The sequence below is a fragment of the Mesorhizobium sp. M0028 genome (genome assembly GCF_040323855.1).
In the GTDB taxonomy this organism is placed as follows: domain Bacteria; phylum Pseudomonadota; class Alphaproteobacteria; order Rhizobiales; family Rhizobiaceae; genus Mesorhizobium.
The window spans coordinates 429,216-446,902 of the sequence record NZ_JAMYVG010000003.1; the positions used below are offsets into that span (position 1 = coordinate 429,216).

11 protein-coding genes are annotated in these 17,687 nt (G+C 62.8%); 1 reads left to right on the forward strand and 10 read right to left on the reverse strand.

Annotated features, from left to right (window positions below):
* Nucleotides 1-3: 3 nt before the first annotated feature.
* The 10 genes from bglA to NKJ93_RS09975 all read right to left on the reverse strand — a co-directional run bounded on the left by bglA (nt 4) and on the right by NKJ93_RS09975 (nt 16,228).
* A complete protein-coding gene (gene bglA, locus NKJ93_RS09930) occupies nt 4-1,632 on the reverse strand; it encodes a beta-galactosidase BglA (RefSeq protein ID WP_023718444.1) in 1,629 nt (542 codons plus the stop codon).
* Nucleotides 1,622-3,625, reverse strand: coding sequence for a glycogen debranching protein GlgX (glgX, locus tag NKJ93_RS09935; RefSeq protein WP_352515685.1), 2,004 nt, complete (start codon nt 3,623-3,625; stop codon nt 1,622-1,624). Before glgX ends, bglA begins: the two co-directional genes overlap by 11 nt.
* A gap of 253 nt (nt 3,626-3,878) precedes the next feature.
* Nucleotides 3,879-5,507: an alpha-D-glucose phosphate-specific phosphoglucomutase gene (locus NKJ93_RS09940; RefSeq protein WP_023718446.1), complete on the reverse strand. Its 1,629-nt coding sequence runs from the start codon at nt 5,505-5,507 to the stop codon at nt 3,879-3,881.
* A 3-nt stretch (nt 5,508-5,510) separates the two neighbouring features.
* Entirely contained in the window at nt 5,511-6,956 is a 1,446-nt protein-coding gene (glgA, locus tag NKJ93_RS09945) for a glycogen synthase GlgA (RefSeq protein ID WP_352588792.1), read from the reverse strand.
* A 3-nt stretch (nt 6,957-6,959) separates the two neighbouring features.
* Nucleotides 6,960-8,225: a glucose-1-phosphate adenylyltransferase gene (glgC, locus tag NKJ93_RS09950; RefSeq protein WP_023718448.1), complete on the reverse strand. Its 1,266-nt coding sequence runs from the start codon at nt 8,223-8,225 to the stop codon at nt 6,960-6,962.
* 35 nt (nt 8,226-8,260) lie between these two features.
* Entirely contained in the window at nt 8,261-10,474 is a 2,214-nt protein-coding gene (gene glgB, locus NKJ93_RS09955) for a 1,4-alpha-glucan branching protein GlgB (protein ID WP_352483653.1), read from the reverse strand.
* Nucleotides 10,475-10,619: 145 nt separating this feature from the next.
* On the reverse strand, nt 10,620-13,088 hold the full coding sequence (locus NKJ93_RS09960; protein WP_023718450.1) for a glycogen/starch/alpha-glucan phosphorylase: 2,469 nt from the start codon (nt 13,086-13,088) through the stop codon (nt 10,620-10,622).
* Nucleotides 13,089-13,254: 166 nt separating this feature from the next.
* Entirely contained in the window at nt 13,255-14,043 is a 789-nt protein-coding gene (locus NKJ93_RS09965) for an ATP-binding cassette domain-containing protein (RefSeq protein ID WP_023718451.1), read from the reverse strand.
* On the reverse strand, nt 14,040-15,122 hold the full coding sequence (locus tag NKJ93_RS09970) for an ABC transporter permease (RefSeq protein WP_023718452.1): 1,083 nt from the start codon (nt 15,120-15,122) through the stop codon (nt 14,040-14,042). Before NKJ93_RS09970 ends, NKJ93_RS09965 begins: the two co-directional genes overlap by 4 nt.
* An 89-nt stretch (nt 15,123-15,211) precedes the next feature.
* Nucleotides 15,212-16,228 (reverse strand): sugar ABC transporter substrate-binding protein, encoded by a 1,017-nt coding sequence (locus NKJ93_RS09975; protein WP_023718453.1) that lies wholly within the window; start codon nt 16,226-16,228, stop codon nt 15,212-15,214.
* Between the two features lie 229 nt (nt 16,229-16,457).
* On the opposite strand from NKJ93_RS09975, the gene NKJ93_RS09980 reads away from it, so the two are divergent.
* Nucleotides 16,458-17,687 carry an ROK family transcriptional regulator gene (locus NKJ93_RS09980; RefSeq protein ID WP_352494808.1) on the forward strand — a complete coding sequence of 410 codons (1,230 nt, stop codon included), beginning with the start codon at nt 16,458-16,460 and terminating at the stop codon, nt 17,685-17,687.

Consider the following 17,687-nt stretch of genomic DNA (forward strand, 5'->3'; position numbering starts at 1 on the left):
AGATCAGCCGATCCGGCCGAGAAAGCAGCCGAGCGGCGGCAGGGATAGAGCTCCTTCCTGCAAGACGCCGGTAGTACTGCCAAGATCTATCGGCTCTATCACATCCAGATCCGGCGGCGATTGCCAGCCGGCCGGCTCATCGGCAAAATTGAAGACGCAGAGCAGCTTTTCGTCACCGCCTTCGCGAATGAAGGCAAGGACGTCGCCCTCAGCATCGAGAAACCGGATCGAGCCTCGAACCAGCGCCGGATGCTGCTTGCGCAAGGCCAGCATCGCCCGGTAGCTCGCCAGGACGGAGGTTTGCTCGCCGTCCTGGACATCGACCGCGCGGGCGCGATGGTTTGCCGGGACCGGAAGCCACGGCTTGCCGGTTGAAAAGCCGGCATTATCGGCGCCAGCCTCCCAGACCATCGGCGTGCGGCACCCATCCCGCCCCTTGATCTCCGGCCAGAAGCGGATGCCGAAAGGATCGCGCAAATCCTCGAACGCCAGCTCGGCCTCCTCCAGCCCGAGCTCCTCGCCCTGATAGAGGCAGATCGACCCGCGCAGGCAAGAAAGCAGCACGATTGAGAATTTCGCCACCCTGTCCGGATCGCCGCCCGGCCTTGTCCAGCGGCTGACATGGCGCACGACATCGTGGTTGGAGAATGCCCAGCAAACCCAGCCGTCGAACACCGTACTCTCGAAGGCCTCGACACAACCGCGCACATGCGCCGCGGAGAATTGCGGGCCAAGCAGGTCGAACGTGTAGGACATTTGGAGCTTGTCGCCGCCGCCCGTGTAGGCGGCAAGCGTCTGCAACGAACGGCTTTCGTCACCAATCTCGCCGACCGCGGCGCGGCCTTCGTACTCGTCAAGCAACGCCCGGAAGCGCCTGAGAAAAGCAAGGTTTTCCGGCTGCGTCTTGTCGAACAGATGCTCCTGGTAAAAATAGGGGCTGGTTGCCGTATTGGTGCCGGCGACGCTTTCCGCCAAAGGCGGGTTGCTGCGGAGCCAGCGGTCGTGGACGTAATAGTTGACCGTATCCAGCCGGAAACCGTCGACGCCACGCTCGAGCCAGAACCGCACCGTTTCCAGCAAGGCGTCCTGCACCTGCGGATTGTGGAAATTCAGGTCCGGCTGCGAGGCGAGGAAATTATGCAGGTAATATTGCCTGCGCGTTGCGTCCCATTCCCAGGCGGGGCCGCCGAAAAGCGACAGCCAGTTGTTGGGCGCGGTGCCGTCGGGCTTCGCATCGGCCCAGACGTACCAGTCGGCCTTGGCGTTATCGCGGCTCGTTCGGCTTTCGACGAACCATTCGTGCCGATCCGACGAATGTGACAAGACCTGGTCGATGATCACTTTCAGGCCGAGCCGGTGCGCCTCTGCAATCAGCGCGTCGAAATCCTCTGATGTGCCGAACATCGGATCGACGGCGCAGTAATCCGATACGTCGTAGCCCATGTCGGCCATTGGCGACTTGAAGAAAGGCGACAGCCAAACGGCGTCGACACCGAGCGATGCGACATGGGCAAGCCTCGAGGTGATGCCGAGGAGATCGCCGCTACCGTCGCCTGTCGTGTCCTGGAAGGAGCGCGGGTAGATCTGGTAGATGACGCAGCCGCGCCACCATTCGGCATTGTCACCCATCATGGCTCTCCCCTGCGCCCGCCTGCGCGGCCCTGCTTTCGATCATGAATATGACCGTTCGCCCCAAAACCGGCCGTGAGATATCGCCACTATCCGTTTCGATGGCTGGGCACCAATGAAAACCCGCCCGTTCCGGCAGCGTGAACATGCAGGCCCGACGGTCACCATTGATGATCACGGCAAGGCGACCGTCCTCATCGCCGAGAACCATGACCAGCCGATGCCGCCTAGGATCGTGCCAGGCTGCTTCGTCGAGCGGCACGCCGGTTTCGCTCAGCCAGACGACGTCAGCTATTTCCGAGCCGGCCGCAGGCTCGCCGGTGAGAAAGCTTGCGTCCAAAAGCGCCGGCGCGGCACGACGCATCTTGGCGAGCAGAGCCGTGTACCGCTCCAGCGCCCGGTCGCGCCCGGCCCAGTCGAGCCAGGTGATGTCATTGTCCTGCGCGTAGGCGTTGTTGTTGCCGCGCTGCGTGCGGCCGAATTCGTCGCCGGCCGTCAGCATGATCGTGCCGCGCGAGGCAAAGAGCGTCGCCAGCAGTGCGCGTTGGTCATCGAAACGGGCCGTAACGATTGACTGGTCGTCGGTCTGGCCCTCGACGCCATTGTTCCAGGACAGGTTGTCGTCGTGGCCGTCGCGGTTTTGTTCGCCATTGGCCTCGTTGTGCTTGTGTTCATAGGCAACGATGTCGGCCAGTGTCATCCCGTCATGTGCGGCGATGAAATTGATGCTGCGGACCGTTGCCTGGCCTGGTTTGGCAAAGACATCGGACGACCCCGCAAGCCGCGTCGCCAGCGTACCGATCATGCCGCCGTCGCCGCGCCAGAAGCGGCGGATATCATCACGGTATTTGTCGTTCCATTCGAGGAAGGGCGGCGGAAAATTGCCGAGCTGATAGCCATCCGGTCCGATGTCCCAGGGCTCAGCGACCAGCACACGGTCGGCAAGAACTGGGTCGTTGCGAATGGCGTTCAGCAGCGGCGCATCGGCGTCGAAAACGCCGTCGACGCGGCCAAGGATCGGCGCCAGGTCAAAGCGGAACCCGTCGACACCGGCGTGCTGGACAAAGTGGCGAAGCGTGTCGAGGACCATTTCCCGGACGACCGGATGATCGCAGGCAACCATATTGCCGGTTCCGGTGTCATTGACCAGAGCGCCGTCGGCCTCGTGCCGGTAGTAGGCGCGGTTGTCGAGCCCGCGCAGCGACAATGTCGGGCCGAGCCGGTCGCTTTCGCCGGTGTGGTTGAACACCAGGTCGAGAATGGTACCGATGCCAGCCTCGCGCAGCGCGGCGACCGTTTCGCGCAGCTCAGCCAGACCGCCGGGCGCCAGTCGCGGATCCAGCGCCATGAAGGTCACGGGATTGTAGCCCCAGGCGTTGCCCAGCCCGAGCGGCGGCAAATGCCGTTCGTCGATCGATGCAGTCACCGGCATCAACTCCACGGCTGCAACGCCGAGTTTTTGCAGATGCTCGACAACAAGAGGATGAGCGAGGGCTGCAATGGTGCCGCGTTGCTTCTCGGGAATGTCGGGATGCAGCTTTGTGAAGGCGCGCACCTGCACCTCGTAGATGAGGCCGCCGGGCCTAAACAGAGGCGGCAAGGCGGGCAAGGGTTCCGGCAAGGCGCCGGCAATGGCCTTCGGCATCAGCGACGCCGTGTCGCCCCCCTCGCCCTGGCGTGCGGCGAGCCGGCCGTCATAGGCATAGGGTCTGTCGATCTCGACGGCATAGGGATCGGCCAGCAGCTTGTCGGGATCGAACCAGAGCCCCTGTTCCGGCGCGTAGTCGCCATCGGCGCGGAACCCGTATCGGGTGCCGGCGGCGAGACCGGCAACAAAAAGCGTATGCACGCCGTCGCCCTCGGGCTGCAGTTCAAGCCGGTCGATCTCGCGCCTTCCTCGCTCGTCGAAAATCGAGACCCAGATGCGCCGAGCCGACGAGGACCATACGGCGAAGCGAATGCCTTCTTTGGTGATGGTTGCGCCGAGTTGGCTCACGCGCGCTCACAGCAGCAGGTCGTAGACAGTTTGAGGCGTTGCCAGGTTAGCTCCCCCTTCTCCCCTTGTGGGAGAAGGTGTCGCCGAAGGCGACGGATGAGGGGTGCTCCAGCTTGGCGCGGACGGCATTCCTTCCAACACCCCTCATCCGTCTCGGCGCTTCGCGCCGATCCACCGCCCGGGGGCGAGCCACGGGTCTCGCCCCGTCCTTCGGACCCCACAAGGGGAGAAGGAAAGGCGCGCCGCTCCAAGCTCACGTAATCACGCTCGGCTTGGCGCGGCCGGTATGGCTGCGAATCCCGGCAATGTCGTCGGCCGCCGCAATCAGATCGGCAAGCGCCTCCTGGGTGTCGAGATCGTGGCGGCTCTTGTCTGGCTCGTAGCGCTCGAAATAAAGGCGCAGCGTCGCGCCCGAGGTGCCGGTGCCGGACAGGCGGAAGACGACGCGCGAGCCGCCTTCGAACAATACTCTTATGCCCTGGTTCTTGCTGACCGAGCCGTCGACCGGATCGTGATAGGCGAAATCGTCGGCGCTGGCGATTGTCATGCCGCGCACGCTGGTGCCCGGCAGCGAGCCAAGTTTGCCGCGCAGTTCGTCGACAAGCGCATTGGCGCGATCGGTCTCGACCTCCTCGTAATCGTGGCGCGAATAGTAGTTGCGCCCATAGGCCGCCCAATGCTCGGTGACGATCTGCCTGGCGCTTTCGCCGCGCGCGGCAAGGATGTTGAGCCACAAAAGCACGGCCCACAGGCCGTCCTTTTCGCGGACATGATTGGAGCCGGTCCCCGCACTCTCCTCGCCGCAGATCGTCGCCATGCCGGCATCGAGCAGATTGCCGAAAAACTTCCAGCCGGTTGGCGTTTCATAGATGCCGATGCCGAGCTTTTCGGCGACCCGGTCGGCAGCACCGCTGGTCGGCATCGAACGGGCGATGCCTTTCAGCCCGGCCTTGTAACCCGGAGCCAGATGGGCATTGGCGGCGAGCATCGCCACCGAATCCGACGGGGTGATGAAAATGCCCTTGCCGATGATCAGGTTGCGGTCGCCGTCGCCGTCGGAGGCCGCGCCAAAGTCGGGCGCATCCGGCCCCATCATCTCGTCGTAGAGGTGTTTTGCATGCACCAGATTGGGATCGGGATGGTGGCCGCCGAAATCCGGCAGCGGGATAAAATTACGAGCGGTGCCGTTCGGCGCCCCTAGCCGGTTTTCGAGGATCTCCTTGGCATAGGGGCCGGTCACCGCATGCATGGCGTCGAAGCGCATGCGGAAGCCTGATTTGAACAACGCCCGCAAGGCATTGAAATCGAACAGGCTTTCCATCAGTTCGGCATAGTCGGCGACCGGATCGATGATCTCGACGGTCATGTCTCCTGCCTCGACCGTGCCGATCGTGTCGATGTCGACCGGTCGGATATCGGCGATCTTGAAGCTCGAAATCACCTTGGTTTTTTCGAAGATCGCGTCGGTCAGCTTTTCCGGCGCCGGGCCGCCATTGCCGGCATTGTACTTGATGCCGAAATCCTCATGCGGGCCACCCGGATTGTGGCTGGCGGACAGGATGATGCCGCCGAAGGTCTTGTATTTGCGGATGACATGCGAAGCGGCCGGCGTGGATAAGATACCGCCCTGCCCGACCATCACCTTGCCGAAGCCGTTTGCCGCGGCCATGGCGATGGCCTTCTGGATGACCTCGCGGTTATAAAAGCGGCCGTCGCCGCCGATCACCAGGGTCTTGCCTTCGAACCCGTCCAGCGCGTCGAAGATCGACTGGATGAAGTTCTCGGCATAGTGCTCCTGCTGGAACACCGGGACCTTTTTACGCAGCCCGGAGGTGCCGGGCTTCTGGTCGGGATAGGGTTTGGTGGCGACAGTGCGGATCATCAGTCAGGCAGCCCTTTTCGAAAGCAACAAGCGATAGAGTTGGACATATTTTTCGGCGCTTTTGTCCCACGACACGTCGGCCTTCATGCCTTGCCGCTGCATCGACGCCCACACCGCGGGATTGGCATGCGCTTCGACAAGGCGGCGGATGGCGTGCAGCAGGGCGCCAGCAATGGGGGGCGCAAACTGGAAGCCGGTCGCCACGCCGGCAGAGATGGCGGCTTCGTTGGCATCGATAACCGTGTCGGCGAGGCCGCCGGTACGCGCGACGACCGGCACGCAGCCATAGCGCAGGCCGTAAAGCTGCGTCAGCCCGCAAGGTTCGAAGCGCGACGGGATAATGATGGCGTCGCAGCCGCCCTGCATGGTGTGGGAGAGCCCCTCGTCATAGCCGACGACGACGCCAATGCGACCACGATGGCGGGCTGCGGCGGCAAGCAACGCGCCTTCGAGCCCGGCGTCGCCAGACCCAAGGATTGCCAGCCGTGCACCTGCCGCGACGATACCGTCGACGGCGGCCGCCAATATGTCCATGCCCTTTTGCCAGGTCAGCCGGCTGACAACGCAGACGATCGGGCTGTCATCGCGATCGAGGCTGAAACGGTCCTCGACCGCGGCCTTGTTGGGCATTCGCGCCTTAAGCGTCTTTGCCGTGTAGTTGGAGACCAGATGCGTGTCGGTTTCCGGGTTCCAGATCTCGGTATCGATGCCGTTGACGATGCCATGGAGATCGACGGAGCGCATGTTGATCAGGCCGTCGAGGCCCATGCCGAATTCGGGCAAGCGGATTTCCTGCGCATAGGTCGGGCTGACCGTGGTGATCGCCCAGGCGGCCTGCAGGCCGGCCTTGAGGAAGCCGACGCCGCCATAATATTCGACGCCGTCGAGCGCCATCGCCGCCGCCGGCAGGCCAAGCTCGCCAAAGATGCCGGCGCCGAACTGGCCCTGGAAGGCGAGGTTATGGACGGTGATCATCGACGGCGTGCCGACCGCCTTGCCGTAGCGCATATAGGCGAGTGTCATTGCCGACTGCCAGTCATGGGCATGGACGATATCGGGCAGGTAGCCGGAGATGGCGCCGGCAGCAATATCACCGCCGACCTGGCTCAAGGCCGCGAACCGCCGCCAATTGTCCGGCCAGTCGGCGCCGGTCGCGTTGCCGTACGGGCCGCCGGGACGGTCGAAAAGATGCGGCGCGTCGAGCACAAACAGGTCGAGCCCGGCGATCTGGACGGCATGCACCGAAGCCTTCCCACCCTGCAGCAATGGATATTGCTGAACCGCCTTCTTTTTCCTGAAGGCGCCCATCACCTGAGGATAGCCGGGGACGAGCGTGCGCATGTTGACGCCGTTGCCGGCCAATGCCACGGGCAAGGCGCCAGTCACGTCGGCGAGCCCTCCGGTTTTGACCAGCGGAAAGATCTCGGGCGCCACCGACAGAACCTGCATGCACTACGATCCCAGCCTGTTGACCATGTCCTGCGTGACCAGGCAGATGCCTTTTTCCGAAACGCGGAAACGCTTGGCGTCGAGGACAGGATCCTCGCCGACCACCAGCCCCTCCGGGATCCTGACGCCGTGATCGATGACCACGCGCTTCAGCCTGGCGTTGCGGCCGACATGGACGTCGGGCAGCATGACGACCTCCTCCAGCGTCGAATAGGAATTGATGCGCGCGCCGGTGAAGATCAGGCTTCGCTTCAGCGAAGCGCCCGAAACGATGCAATCGCCCGACACGAGAGACGACACGGCCGACCCGCGGCGGCCATCTTCGTCATGCACGAACTTTGCCGGCGGCTTCAACTCGGCGTAGGTCCAGATCGGCCAGTCGCGGTCGTAGAGGTCGAGTTCCGGCGTGATGTCGGTCAGGTCGATATTGGCTTCCCAATAGGCGTCGACCGTGCCGACGTCGCGCCAATAGGCTTCGTTCTCGGCGGTCGAGCGCACGCATGATTTGGCGAAGCGATGCGCGATCGCCTTTCCGTGTTCGACGATGTAGGGGATGATGTCCTTGCCGAAGTCGCGGCTGGAGCCGGGCTCCGCCGCATCGCGACGCAATTGCTCCATCAGGAACTTGGTCTTGAACACATAGATGCCCATCGAGGCCAGCGCAAAATCCGGCTTGTCGGGAATGCCCGGCGGATCGGCGGGCTTTTCGATGAAGGAGATGATGGTGTCCTTGGTGTCGACATGCATGACGCCGAAGCCGGTGGCTTCCATGCGCGGCACTTCGAGGCAGCCGACGGTGACATCGGCGCCGGCCTCTACATGCTGGCGCAGCATCAATTCGTAATCCATCTTGTAGACGTGGTCGCCGGCCAGGATGACCATGTATTCCGGCCCATAGGCCTCGATGATGTCGATGTTCTGGTACACGGCGTCGGCGGTGCCCTCATACCACTGTGTTTCCGACACACGCTGGCTGGCCGGCAAGATGTCGAAACTCTCGTTGCGCTCGGGCCGCAGGAAGTTCCAGCCGCGCTGCAGGTGGCGGATCAGCGAATGCGCCTTGTACTGGGTGGCGACGCCGAGGCGGCGGATACCGGAATTGAGCGCATTGGACAGCGCGAAATCGATGATGCGGGTCTTGCCGCCGAAATAGACCGCCGGCTTGGCGCGGCGGTCGGTCAGTTCCTTGAGCCGGCTGCCACGGCCGCCGGCCAGCACATAAGCCATGGCGTCGCGTGCCAGCGGCTGTGTTCGTTTTGTTTCAGCCATTCCTATCCTCCCAGGTTAGATGCTCCAGACATAGCTCAGTCCGGGACGAATTCGAGCATGATCGTCGACAGCGGCGGCAAAAGCATCGTCGCCGAAATGCCTCCTCCTTCCGCCCGAGCCTCGACGAGGCCGCTGTTGCCCTTGCCGGAACCGCCATAGTCCGTGGCGTCGGTGTTGATGATCTCGCGCCATTTTCCGGTCTGCGGCAACGGCACGCGGTAATTGTCGCGCGGCACCGGCGTGAAGTTGGAAATGACGGCGACCGGGTTGCCGCCCGGCGCGCTGCGCAGCCAAGCGAACACCGAATTCGCGCTGTCATCGACGATCAGCCAGGAAAAGCCCTCCGGCTCGCAGTCGCGGGCATGCAGCGCCGGGCGCGAGCGGTAGAGATAGTTGAGATCGCGCACCGTCTGCCAGACACCACGGTGGAGCCGGAAATCGAGCAGGTTCCAGTCGAGCGCGCGCGCCTCGCTCCACTCGCGGCGTTGCGCGAACTCCTGGCCCATGAACAACAGCTTCTTGCCGGGATAGCCCCACATGAAGGCGTAATAGGCGCGCAGCGTCGCGAATTTCTGCCAGTCGTCGCCGGCCATCTTGTTAAGCAGCGTTCCCTTGCCGTGCACCACCTCGTCATGGGACAGCGGCAGCACGAAGTTCTCGCTGAAGGCGTAGACCAGGCCGAAGGTGATGTCGTTGTGGTGATGCTTGCGGAAGATCGGCTCCTTGGAGAAATACTCCAGAGTGTCGTGCATGAAGCCCATGTTCCACTTGAAACCGAAGCCCAGTCCGCCCTCGTGCACCGGCTGCGAGACTTTCGGCCACGAGGTCGATTCCTCGGCGATGGTCATCACACCCGGATGGTGGCCGTAGACCTCCTTGTTCATCCGTTGCAGGAAGCTGACCGCTTCCAGGTTCTCGCGCCCGCCCCTCTCGTTGGGAATCCATTCACCAGCCTTGCGCGAATAATCGAGATAAAGCATCGAGGCGACCGCATCGACGCGCAGACCGTCGACGTGATATTTCTCTGCCCAGAACAGCGCATTGTTGACAAGAAACGAGACCACCTCGCGACGACCAAAATTGTAGATCGCGGTGTTCCAGTCGGGATGGAAGCCCTTGCGCGGATCGGCATGTTCGTAGAGTGCGGTGCCGTCGAACTTTGCCAGACCGTGTTCGTCAACCGGGAAATGCGCCGGCACCCAGTCGAGGATGACGCCGATGCCGGCGCGGTGGGCACCGTCGACGAAGCGGGCAAAACCGTCCGGATCGCCAAAGCGGGCGCTCGGCGCATAGAGACCGGTCGTCTGGTAGCCCCAGGACGGGTCATAGGGGTGTTCGGAGATCGGCATGAATTCGATATGGGTGAAACCCGTCTCGACCACATAGGGGATCAGCCGGTCGGCGAGCTCGTCCCATGACAGGAAGCTGCCGTCGTCGTGAAGCCGCCATGAGCCGGCATGGACCTCGTAGATCGATACGGCTTCGCGCCTGTGGTCGGCATTGCGCCAGTAGTTCCGGTGCGCCTCGTCGCCCCATTCATGCACCGGCGGCAGCGCCGTCACCGAGGCGGTAGCCGGGCGCAGTTCGGATTTGAAGGCGAACGGATCTGCCTTGAGCGGCAATCTCACGCCATCCGGCCCGATGATCTCGTATTTATAAGGGCGGCCGGCGCCGATGTCGGGAATGAACAGCTCCCAGATACCGGTATCGCGGCGGTCGCGCATGGTGTGCCTGCGGCCGTCCCACTCGTTGAAGTCGCCGACCACCGAGACACGCCTTGCATTGGGCGCCCACACCGCAAAATGTACGCCCGATGCACCCTCATGGTCGATGAGATGAGCGCCGAGCTTGTCGAACAGCCTGAGATGCGATCCTTCGGCGATGTAATAATCGTCCAGCGGGCCGAGCACGGGGCCGAAGGAATATGGATCGGTCAGCCACCAGTCGCCGCCGGCGTTCCTGGCGTGATAGCGCAGCGGCTGGCGTTTGCGCAGCGACAGTTTGCCCTCGAAGAAGCCGCGATCGTCGCGTCTCGACAGCTCGCCGGCCTTCTTGCCGGTCAGCGTATAGGCGGTGACGGACTCGGCATGAGGGACGAAGCAGCGGCCGACAAAGCCCTTCCCCGCCTCATGCACGCCAAGCACGGAGAACGGGTCGCCATGCGTGCCGGCGACAATCGCCGCGACATCGCCGGCTGGCGCCAGTCCGTCCGGCCCGCTTGTCGCAACGGTCGCGCGCGGCTTGCTCATCAGGCAGTGTCCCTCCTCGGGCACCAAGTGCGTGTTTCTAGTGAAGTTTTGAATTCGACAGTCGCAGGCCGCCTGACCTTCCAAGGGATGCGAAGGTCAAATCACTCCACTAGGGCCACATTGTTCCTGGTCTCATGCAATCACATCAGGCGGGCACGTGCCAGATGTCTTTCGCATATTGGCGGATCGTGCGGTCGGACGAGAACCAGCCGACGCGGGCGACATTGCGGATGGCTCTGGCGTACCAGTCCGGGCTGTTGCGCCAGACGGCATCGACGTCGCGCTGGGTGGCGGCGTAGGCATCGAAATCCGCAGCGACCATGAACCAGTCGCTCTGGTAAAGGCCGTTGATCAGGTCGCGATAACGGTCCGGATCGTCAGGCGAAAAGACCCCGGACGAAACCGCGGCAAGCGCCTGCGCCAATTCAGGCGATCCCTCGATTACGGCGCGCGGATCGTAACCATTGTTGCGCCGCTCGGCGACCTCATCGGTGGTCAGGCCGAAGATGAAGATGTTGTCGTCGCCGACGCATTCCTTGATCTCGACATTGGCGCCGTCGAGCGTGCCGATGGTCAGCGCGCCGTTCAGCGCGAACTTCATGTTGCCGGTGCCGGACGCTTCCATGCCGGCGGTCGATATCTGCTCCGAAAGATCGGCGGCCGGCATCATGATCTCGGCTAGGCTGACATTGTAGTTCGGCACGAACACCACTTTCAGCAAGCCGCGCACCGCCGGGTCGCGGTTGATGACCCGGGCGACGTCGTTGGCAAGTTTGATGATCAGCTTGGCGTTGTGATAGCTGGGCGCCGCCTTGCCGCCGAAGAACTTGACGCGGGGCATCCAGTCGCGCTCCGGATGCGAGCGGATCTGGTCGTAAAGCGCGACCGCTTCGAGAATGTTCAAGAGCTGGCGCTTGTATTCGTGGATGCGCTTGACCTGGATGTCGAACAGCGCCGAGGGGTCCACCTTGATGCCGAGCCGGTCGGCAACGAGATTGGCAAGCCTCGTCTTGTTCGCCCGTTTGACAGCGGCGAACTTGTCGCGGAAGGCAGCGTCCTCGGCGAAAGGATCGAGCAGCTTTATCTCGTCGATGTCGTCGAGGAAGCCGTCGCCGATCGCCTCTCGGGTGAGTGCCGTGAGGCCGGGATTGCACTGTATCAGCCAGCGCCGCGGTGTGATCCCGTTGGTCTTGTTGTTGATGCGATCCGGGTAGAGCCTGTGGAGGTCGGCAAACACCGTCTCCTTCATCAATTCCGTATGCAGTGCCGAGACGCCGTTGATCGAGTGCGAGCCGACAAAGGCCAGATTGCCCATACGCACGCGGCGATCGCCATTTTCCTGGATCAGCGAGATGCGGCTGATCTGCTCGTCCGAGAACTGGTCGGAGACGCGCGCCTCGAGCAGCACCTCGGCGTTGATGGCGTAGACGATCTGCATGTGGCGCGGCAACAGCCGCTCGAATAGCGGCACGGGCCAGCTTTCCAGCGCTTCGGGCAGCAGCGTGTGGTTGGTGTAGCCGAAGGTGCGCTTGGTGATGCTCCACGCCTGGTCGAAATCCATGCCGTGGACATCCATCAACAGGCGCATCAGCTCGGGGACGGCGATGGCCGGATGGGTGTCGTTGAGATGGATCGCCGCCTTGTCGGGCAGCGATTGCAGGTCGCCATACTGGCTGAGATGACGCTGAAGGATGTCCTGCAGCGAGGCGGTGGAGAAGAAATACTCCTGCCTGAGCCGCAACTCCTGGCCTGCCTTGTGGGAATCGGCCGGGTAAAGGACGCGCGACAGCGCATCGGCCTTGTTGCTCTCGGCGAGCGCGCCGATGTGATCGCCGGCGTTGAACTTGTCGAGCAGGATCGGATCGACCGGCATGCCGGACCACAGACGCAGCGTGTTGACGCGGTTGGCCCGCCAGCCAACCACCGGGGTATCGTAAGCAACGGCCAGAACATGTTCGGTCGGCTTCCAGACATGGCGCTCGAGCCTGCCATCCTTCGAGGTGATCGATTCCACCGAGCCGCCGAAGCCGACCTCGAAGGAGCGTTCGCGGCGTTCGAACTCCCAAGGATTGCCGTGATCGAGCCATGTCTCGGGCAGTTCGACTTGCCAGCCGTCATGGATCTCCTGCCGAAACATGCCGTTGGCGTAGCGAATGCCATAGCCATGCGCGGGGATATCGACGGTAGCCATGCTTTCCATGAAGCAGGCGGCGAGCCGGCCAAGGCCGCCATTGCCAAGGGCAGCGTCCGGTTCGAGCGCAGCAATGATGTCGAGGTCGACGCCAAGTGACGACAGCGCCTCGCGCATATTGTCCATCAGGCCGAGATTGGAGAAGGCATCGCGCATCAAGCGGCCGATGAGGAATTCCAGTGACAGGTAATAGACGCGCTTTTCCTGCTGGGCGTAGGCCTCTTGGGTCGCCTGCATCCAATGATCGACGATGCGGTCGCGCACAACCTTGATCGAGGCGGTGAGCCAATCGTACTGGGTTGCAACGTTGGTGCCCTTGCCGACCCTGTATTTGAGGGCCTGCAAGACTTCGTCGGCGAGCGTCTTGGGATCCGGGTTTTCGAGGGTGGGCAGAGGAGCTTCGGTTGTCATCGCGCGCGTCATGCTGCCTCTCGTGACGTTGCCAGGATCATGCGGCTTTCACCATCTCCGCCAATGCTAATGCATCCCACCGGATGTTCAATGGATTCAGGCGACCGCAAGCCGGGTTGCCCTGCGGCAATTTGGCATTGAAACACCGCGCCCTCAGCGGCGGGCCTCAAGTTCTTGTTCAGGCCGCCAGCGCCGCCTCCGGCGGCACCTTGGCGCCGGTCATGAAGGCGACCGCGTCGGACATCGTATACTGCTTCGGATCGATGACGCACAGGCGACGGCCGAGCCGATGAATGTGAATGCGGTCCGCCACCTCGAAGACATGCGGCATATTGTGTGAAATCAGCACGATCGGCAGGCCTCGGCGTTTGACGTCGAGTATCAGTTCGAGCACGCGGCGGCTCTCCTTGACGCCGAGCGCGGCCGTCGGCTCATCCATGATGACCATCTTCGAGCCGAAGGCCGCGGCGCGCGCCACCGCCACGCCCTGGCGTTGACCGCCGGAGAGAGTTTCCACCGCCTGGCTGATGTTCTGGATGGTCATCAGGCCAAGTTCGGTCAGCTTGTCGCGGGCGCGCTTTTCCATCGCCGGACGGTCGAGCATGCGCAGCCAGCTGCCAAGAAAGCCCGGCTTGCGGATCTCGCGGCCGAGAAACATGTTGTCGGCGATGGACAGCGCCGGCGACAGCGCCAGGTTCTGGTAGACGGTCTCGATGCCGGCTTCGCGGGCCTCCATCGGCGATTTGAATGCAATAGGCTTGCCTTCAAGCCGGATCTCGCCTTCGTCGGGCACGACCGCGCCGGAAATCGCCTTGATAAGCGACGACTTGCCGGCGCCGTTGTCGCCGATGACAGCAAGGATTTCGCCCGGATAGAGATCGAAATCGGCATTGTCGAGGGCGGTGACGCGACCGTAGCGTTTGACCAGGCTGCGGGCGGTAAGGATCGGTTCCTGAGTCTGGTTCATGCCGAGATCTTCCTGATCCACTGGTCGATACCAACAGCGATGATGATAAGGGCGCCGACAGACAATTGCGTCCATTGGGGATCTGTCCCCCAAAGCCTGAGGCCGAGCGCGAACACCCCGACGATCAGCGCACCGAAGATGGTCCCGAGGATGGAACCTCGGCCGCCGAACAGTGATGTGCCGCCAATCACCACGGCGGTAATCGAATTGATGTTCTCGAACTGCCCGGCCTGCGGCGAGACCGATCCGATGCGTCCGATCAAGGCCCAGCCGGCGATGGCACAAATGATGCCGGTCAGGGTATAGACCGTGACCAGCATCCGGCTGACGCGCACCCCCGACAGTTCCGCGGCTTCCGGGTCGTCGCCGACTGCGTAGACATGCCGGCCCCATGCGGTGTGATTGAGCACGTACCAGGCAATTGCCCCCATGATCAGCACCAACAGCACGCCATAGGTGAAGACTGCGCCGCCGATCCTGAACGAGCCGCCGAAAAACTGCAGCAGCGGTGCCGTCGCCTCGAGATCCTGGCTGCGGATGGTCTCGTTGCCGGAATAGATGAAGTTGATGGCAGCGTAGATCGACCAGGTGCCGAGCGTCACGATGAAGGGCGGCAGTTTCACCCAGGCGATGAGAATGCCGTTGATCAAGCCGCAAATCGCGCCGACAAGCAGCCCGATGGCAACGGCGACCGGCGCTGGAACACCGTAATGCATGGCAAACTGGCCCATAACAACCGAGCTCAGCACCATGATGGCGCCGACTGACAGGTCGATGCCGGCGGTGAGCACCACCAGTGTCTGCGCGATGCCGACCATGCCGGTTATCGCCACCTGCTGGAGGATCAGGGTGAGGGTGAAGGGAGAAAAGAAGCGTCCGCCGACGACGACTGCGAACAGAACCACCGAGATGAGCAGGATGATCAGCGGCACCATGGCCGGGCTTTTATGCAAGCGGTGCTGGATGCTCTCCAACGTCGAGCGGGAATGCGTCTCGAATGATGCGACGCTGGCGTCGCTAGCGGCCAGGACCGTCTCGAATTCCTGCGGTCCCTTGCTCCTGGTTGTTTCGACGCTCAAGTCGGCCTCCCCGCCTGTGATGTGGAGCGGCCGAAACCGCTCCACATTCCCTATTGTTCTTTTGAAGTTGAGCCGATCAGGGGATCAAATCAACCCCAGCACTTGCTGAGGCCTTGCTTCGTGTCGATGGATTCGATGCCGGCGGCAGGCTTGTCGGTGATCAGCGTGACGCCGGTGTTGTAGAAGTTCAGACCGGGCGACGGCTCAGGCTTCTTGCCGGTGTCGGCAAAGGTCTTGATCGCCTCGATGCCGAGCGAGGCCATGAGCAATGGATATTGCTGTGAAGTGGCGCCGATCACGCCCTCGGCAACGTTCTTGACACCGGGGCAGCCGCCATCGACCGAGACAATCAGGACGTCCTTCTCCTTGCCGACGGCTTTCAGCGCCTGGTAGGCGCCCGCGGCCGCAGGTTCGTTGATGGTGTAGACGACGTTGATATCCGGATCCTTCTGCAGGCAATTCTCCATGGCAGTATGCCCGCCATCCTCATTGCCGCTCGACAGATCGTGACAGACGTTGCGTGCGTCGGTTTCGTCGCCGATCTTCTTGGGATCGCCGAGGTCGATGCCGAAGCCCTTCATGAAGCCTTGATCACGCTGGACGTCGACGGAGGGCTGGCTGGCGATCAGATCCATGTAGGCAATGTGCGCATCCTTGGCCTTGTCGCCCAAGGTAGCCTTTGCCCAGGAGCCGATAAGCTCGCCGGCCTTGAAATTGTCGGTCGCAAACGTCGCATCCGCGGCATCGGCAGGCTCGAGCTGCGTGTCGAGAGCGATCACCAGCACCCCTGCATCGCGCGCCTTCTTCACCGCCGGCACGATGGCCGCAGTGTCGGTGGCGGTGATCAAAATGCCCTTGGCGCCGTCGGCGATGCAGGATTCGATCGCCGCAACCTGGCCCTCATTGTCACCTTCCGCCTTGCCGGCATAGGCTTTCAGATCGACACCGATTTCCTTGGCTTTCGCGGCGGCACCTTCCTTCATCTTCACGAAGAAGGGATTGGTGTCGGTCTTGGTGATCAAGCAGGCGCCGACCCCGGCGGCCGATGCCGTCGACGCAAACGCCATCAGGCTCAGTCCGGCCGCGGCAAACACGGTGGATTTCAACAGTTTTGACGTGGTCACGATTTTCCTCCCATTGAACCATTTAGGATGCCGGCCAACCGGCATCTGCAGCGCGTCCGACGAAATCTCCCAGTGTCGACGCCGATCTCAAGAGACACCAGTCCGCCAGCACTGTCAATAATTAAATCACTCTTATTTATTATTGACAACGCAGGATTGTTCACTCACTCTAGACCAAAAGCATTGAGGGGAAACGACGGGAGGAACAGGGGTGGAGACCGGCATTACAAGGCACGGCTCGCCCGATGCGGCCGAAAGCCGCCTGCACCGCGGCACCAATCAAAGCGGCATGCGGGACCACAATGAGCGGCTGGTGCTGTCGCTGGTGCGCCAGCACGGCAGCCTGGCCAAATCCGACATCGCACGCATGACTGGCCTCTCGGCGCAGACAGTATCAGTCATCATGCGCGAGCTGGAGGAGGACGACCTGCTCGTTCGCCAGGCGCCGTTGCGCGGCAAGATTGGCCAGCCCTCGATACCCATGGCGCTCAATCCCGACGGCGCCTATTTCATCGGCCTGAAGATCGGCCGGCGCAGCGCCGAGCTCGTGCTGATCGATTTCCTCGGCAATGTGCGCTCGATGCTGCAGCATTCGTACCGCTATCCGGCGCCGCGCGAGACGGTGGAATTCGTTACGAGCGGCATGAAGAAGATGCGCGGCGAGCTCACTCCTGCGCAGGACAAGCGCATCGCCGGGCTTGGCATCGCCATGCCGTTCGAATTGTGGAACTGGGCCGATACCGCCGGCGCGCCGCGTGAAATCATGGACGAATGGCGCCATCGCGACATCCGCGCCGACATCCAGGCGCAATGCGAATTTCCGGTCTACCTGCAAAACGATGCCACCTCGGCCTGCGGCGCCGAGCTCGTGTTCGGCCAGGCGGCGGGTGCGGCGCGCGATTTCGTCTATTTCTACATCGGTGCCTTTGCCGGCGGCGGCATCGTGCTGAACGGCCGGCTGTTTGGCGGCCCAACCGGCAATGCCGGCGCGCTGGGCTCAATGCCAGTGCCCGGGCCTGACGGCAAGCCGACGCAGTTGATCGACGTTGCATCGATCGCCACGCTGGAGAAGGCGCTCAACGCACGCGGCGTCGAGGCCTCGCATCTGTGGACATCACCGGGGGACTGGGGCGAGATCGGTGCCGAGCTTGACGACTGGATCGCCAGCGCCTCGCAGGCGCTCGCCTATGCCATCGTTGCGGCGTCGTCCGTCATCGATTTCGAAGCCGCGGTGATCGACGGATGGATGCCGCTCGCCGTGCGCAGGCGGCTTGTCGATGCCGTCATCCAGGCCATCGGCAGGATCGACGGCGAAGGCCTGAGGCTGCCGGCCGTCCGCGAGGGAACGGTCGGCATCCATGCGCGGGCGCTGGGTGGCGCCAGTCTGCCGCTATCGGAGCGCTTCCTCATCGGCTCGACCACGATTTCCCGGAGCTTCTGA

Bases quoted from the DNA above. Each gene is read 5' to 3' on its own strand.
- bglA (WP_023718444.1), bottom strand. From the start codon at position 1,632: ATGATGGGTGACAATGCCGAATGGTGGCGCGGCTGCGTCATCTACCAG.
- NKJ93_RS09940 (WP_023718446.1), bottom strand. From the start codon at position 5,507: ATGATCCGCACTGTCGCCACCAAACCCTATCCCGACCAGAAGCCCGGC.
- glgA (WP_352588792.1), bottom strand. From the start codon at position 6,956: ATGCAGGTTCTGTCGGTGGCGCCCGAGATCTTTCCGCTGGTCAAAACC.
- glgC (WP_023718448.1), bottom strand. From the start codon at position 8,225: ATGGCTGAAACAAAACGAACACAGCCGCTGGCACGCGACGCCATGGCT.
- glgB (WP_352483653.1), bottom strand. From the start codon at position 10,474: ATGAGCAAGCCGCGCGCGACCGTTGCGACAAGCGGGCCGGACGGACTG.
- NKJ93_RS09960 (WP_023718450.1), bottom strand. From the start codon at position 13,088: ATGACGCGCGCGATGACAACCGAAGCTCCTCTGCCCACCCTCGAAAAC.
- NKJ93_RS09965 (WP_023718451.1), bottom strand. From the start codon at position 14,043: ATGAACCAGACTCAGGAACCGATCCTTACCGCCCGCAGCCTGGTCAAA.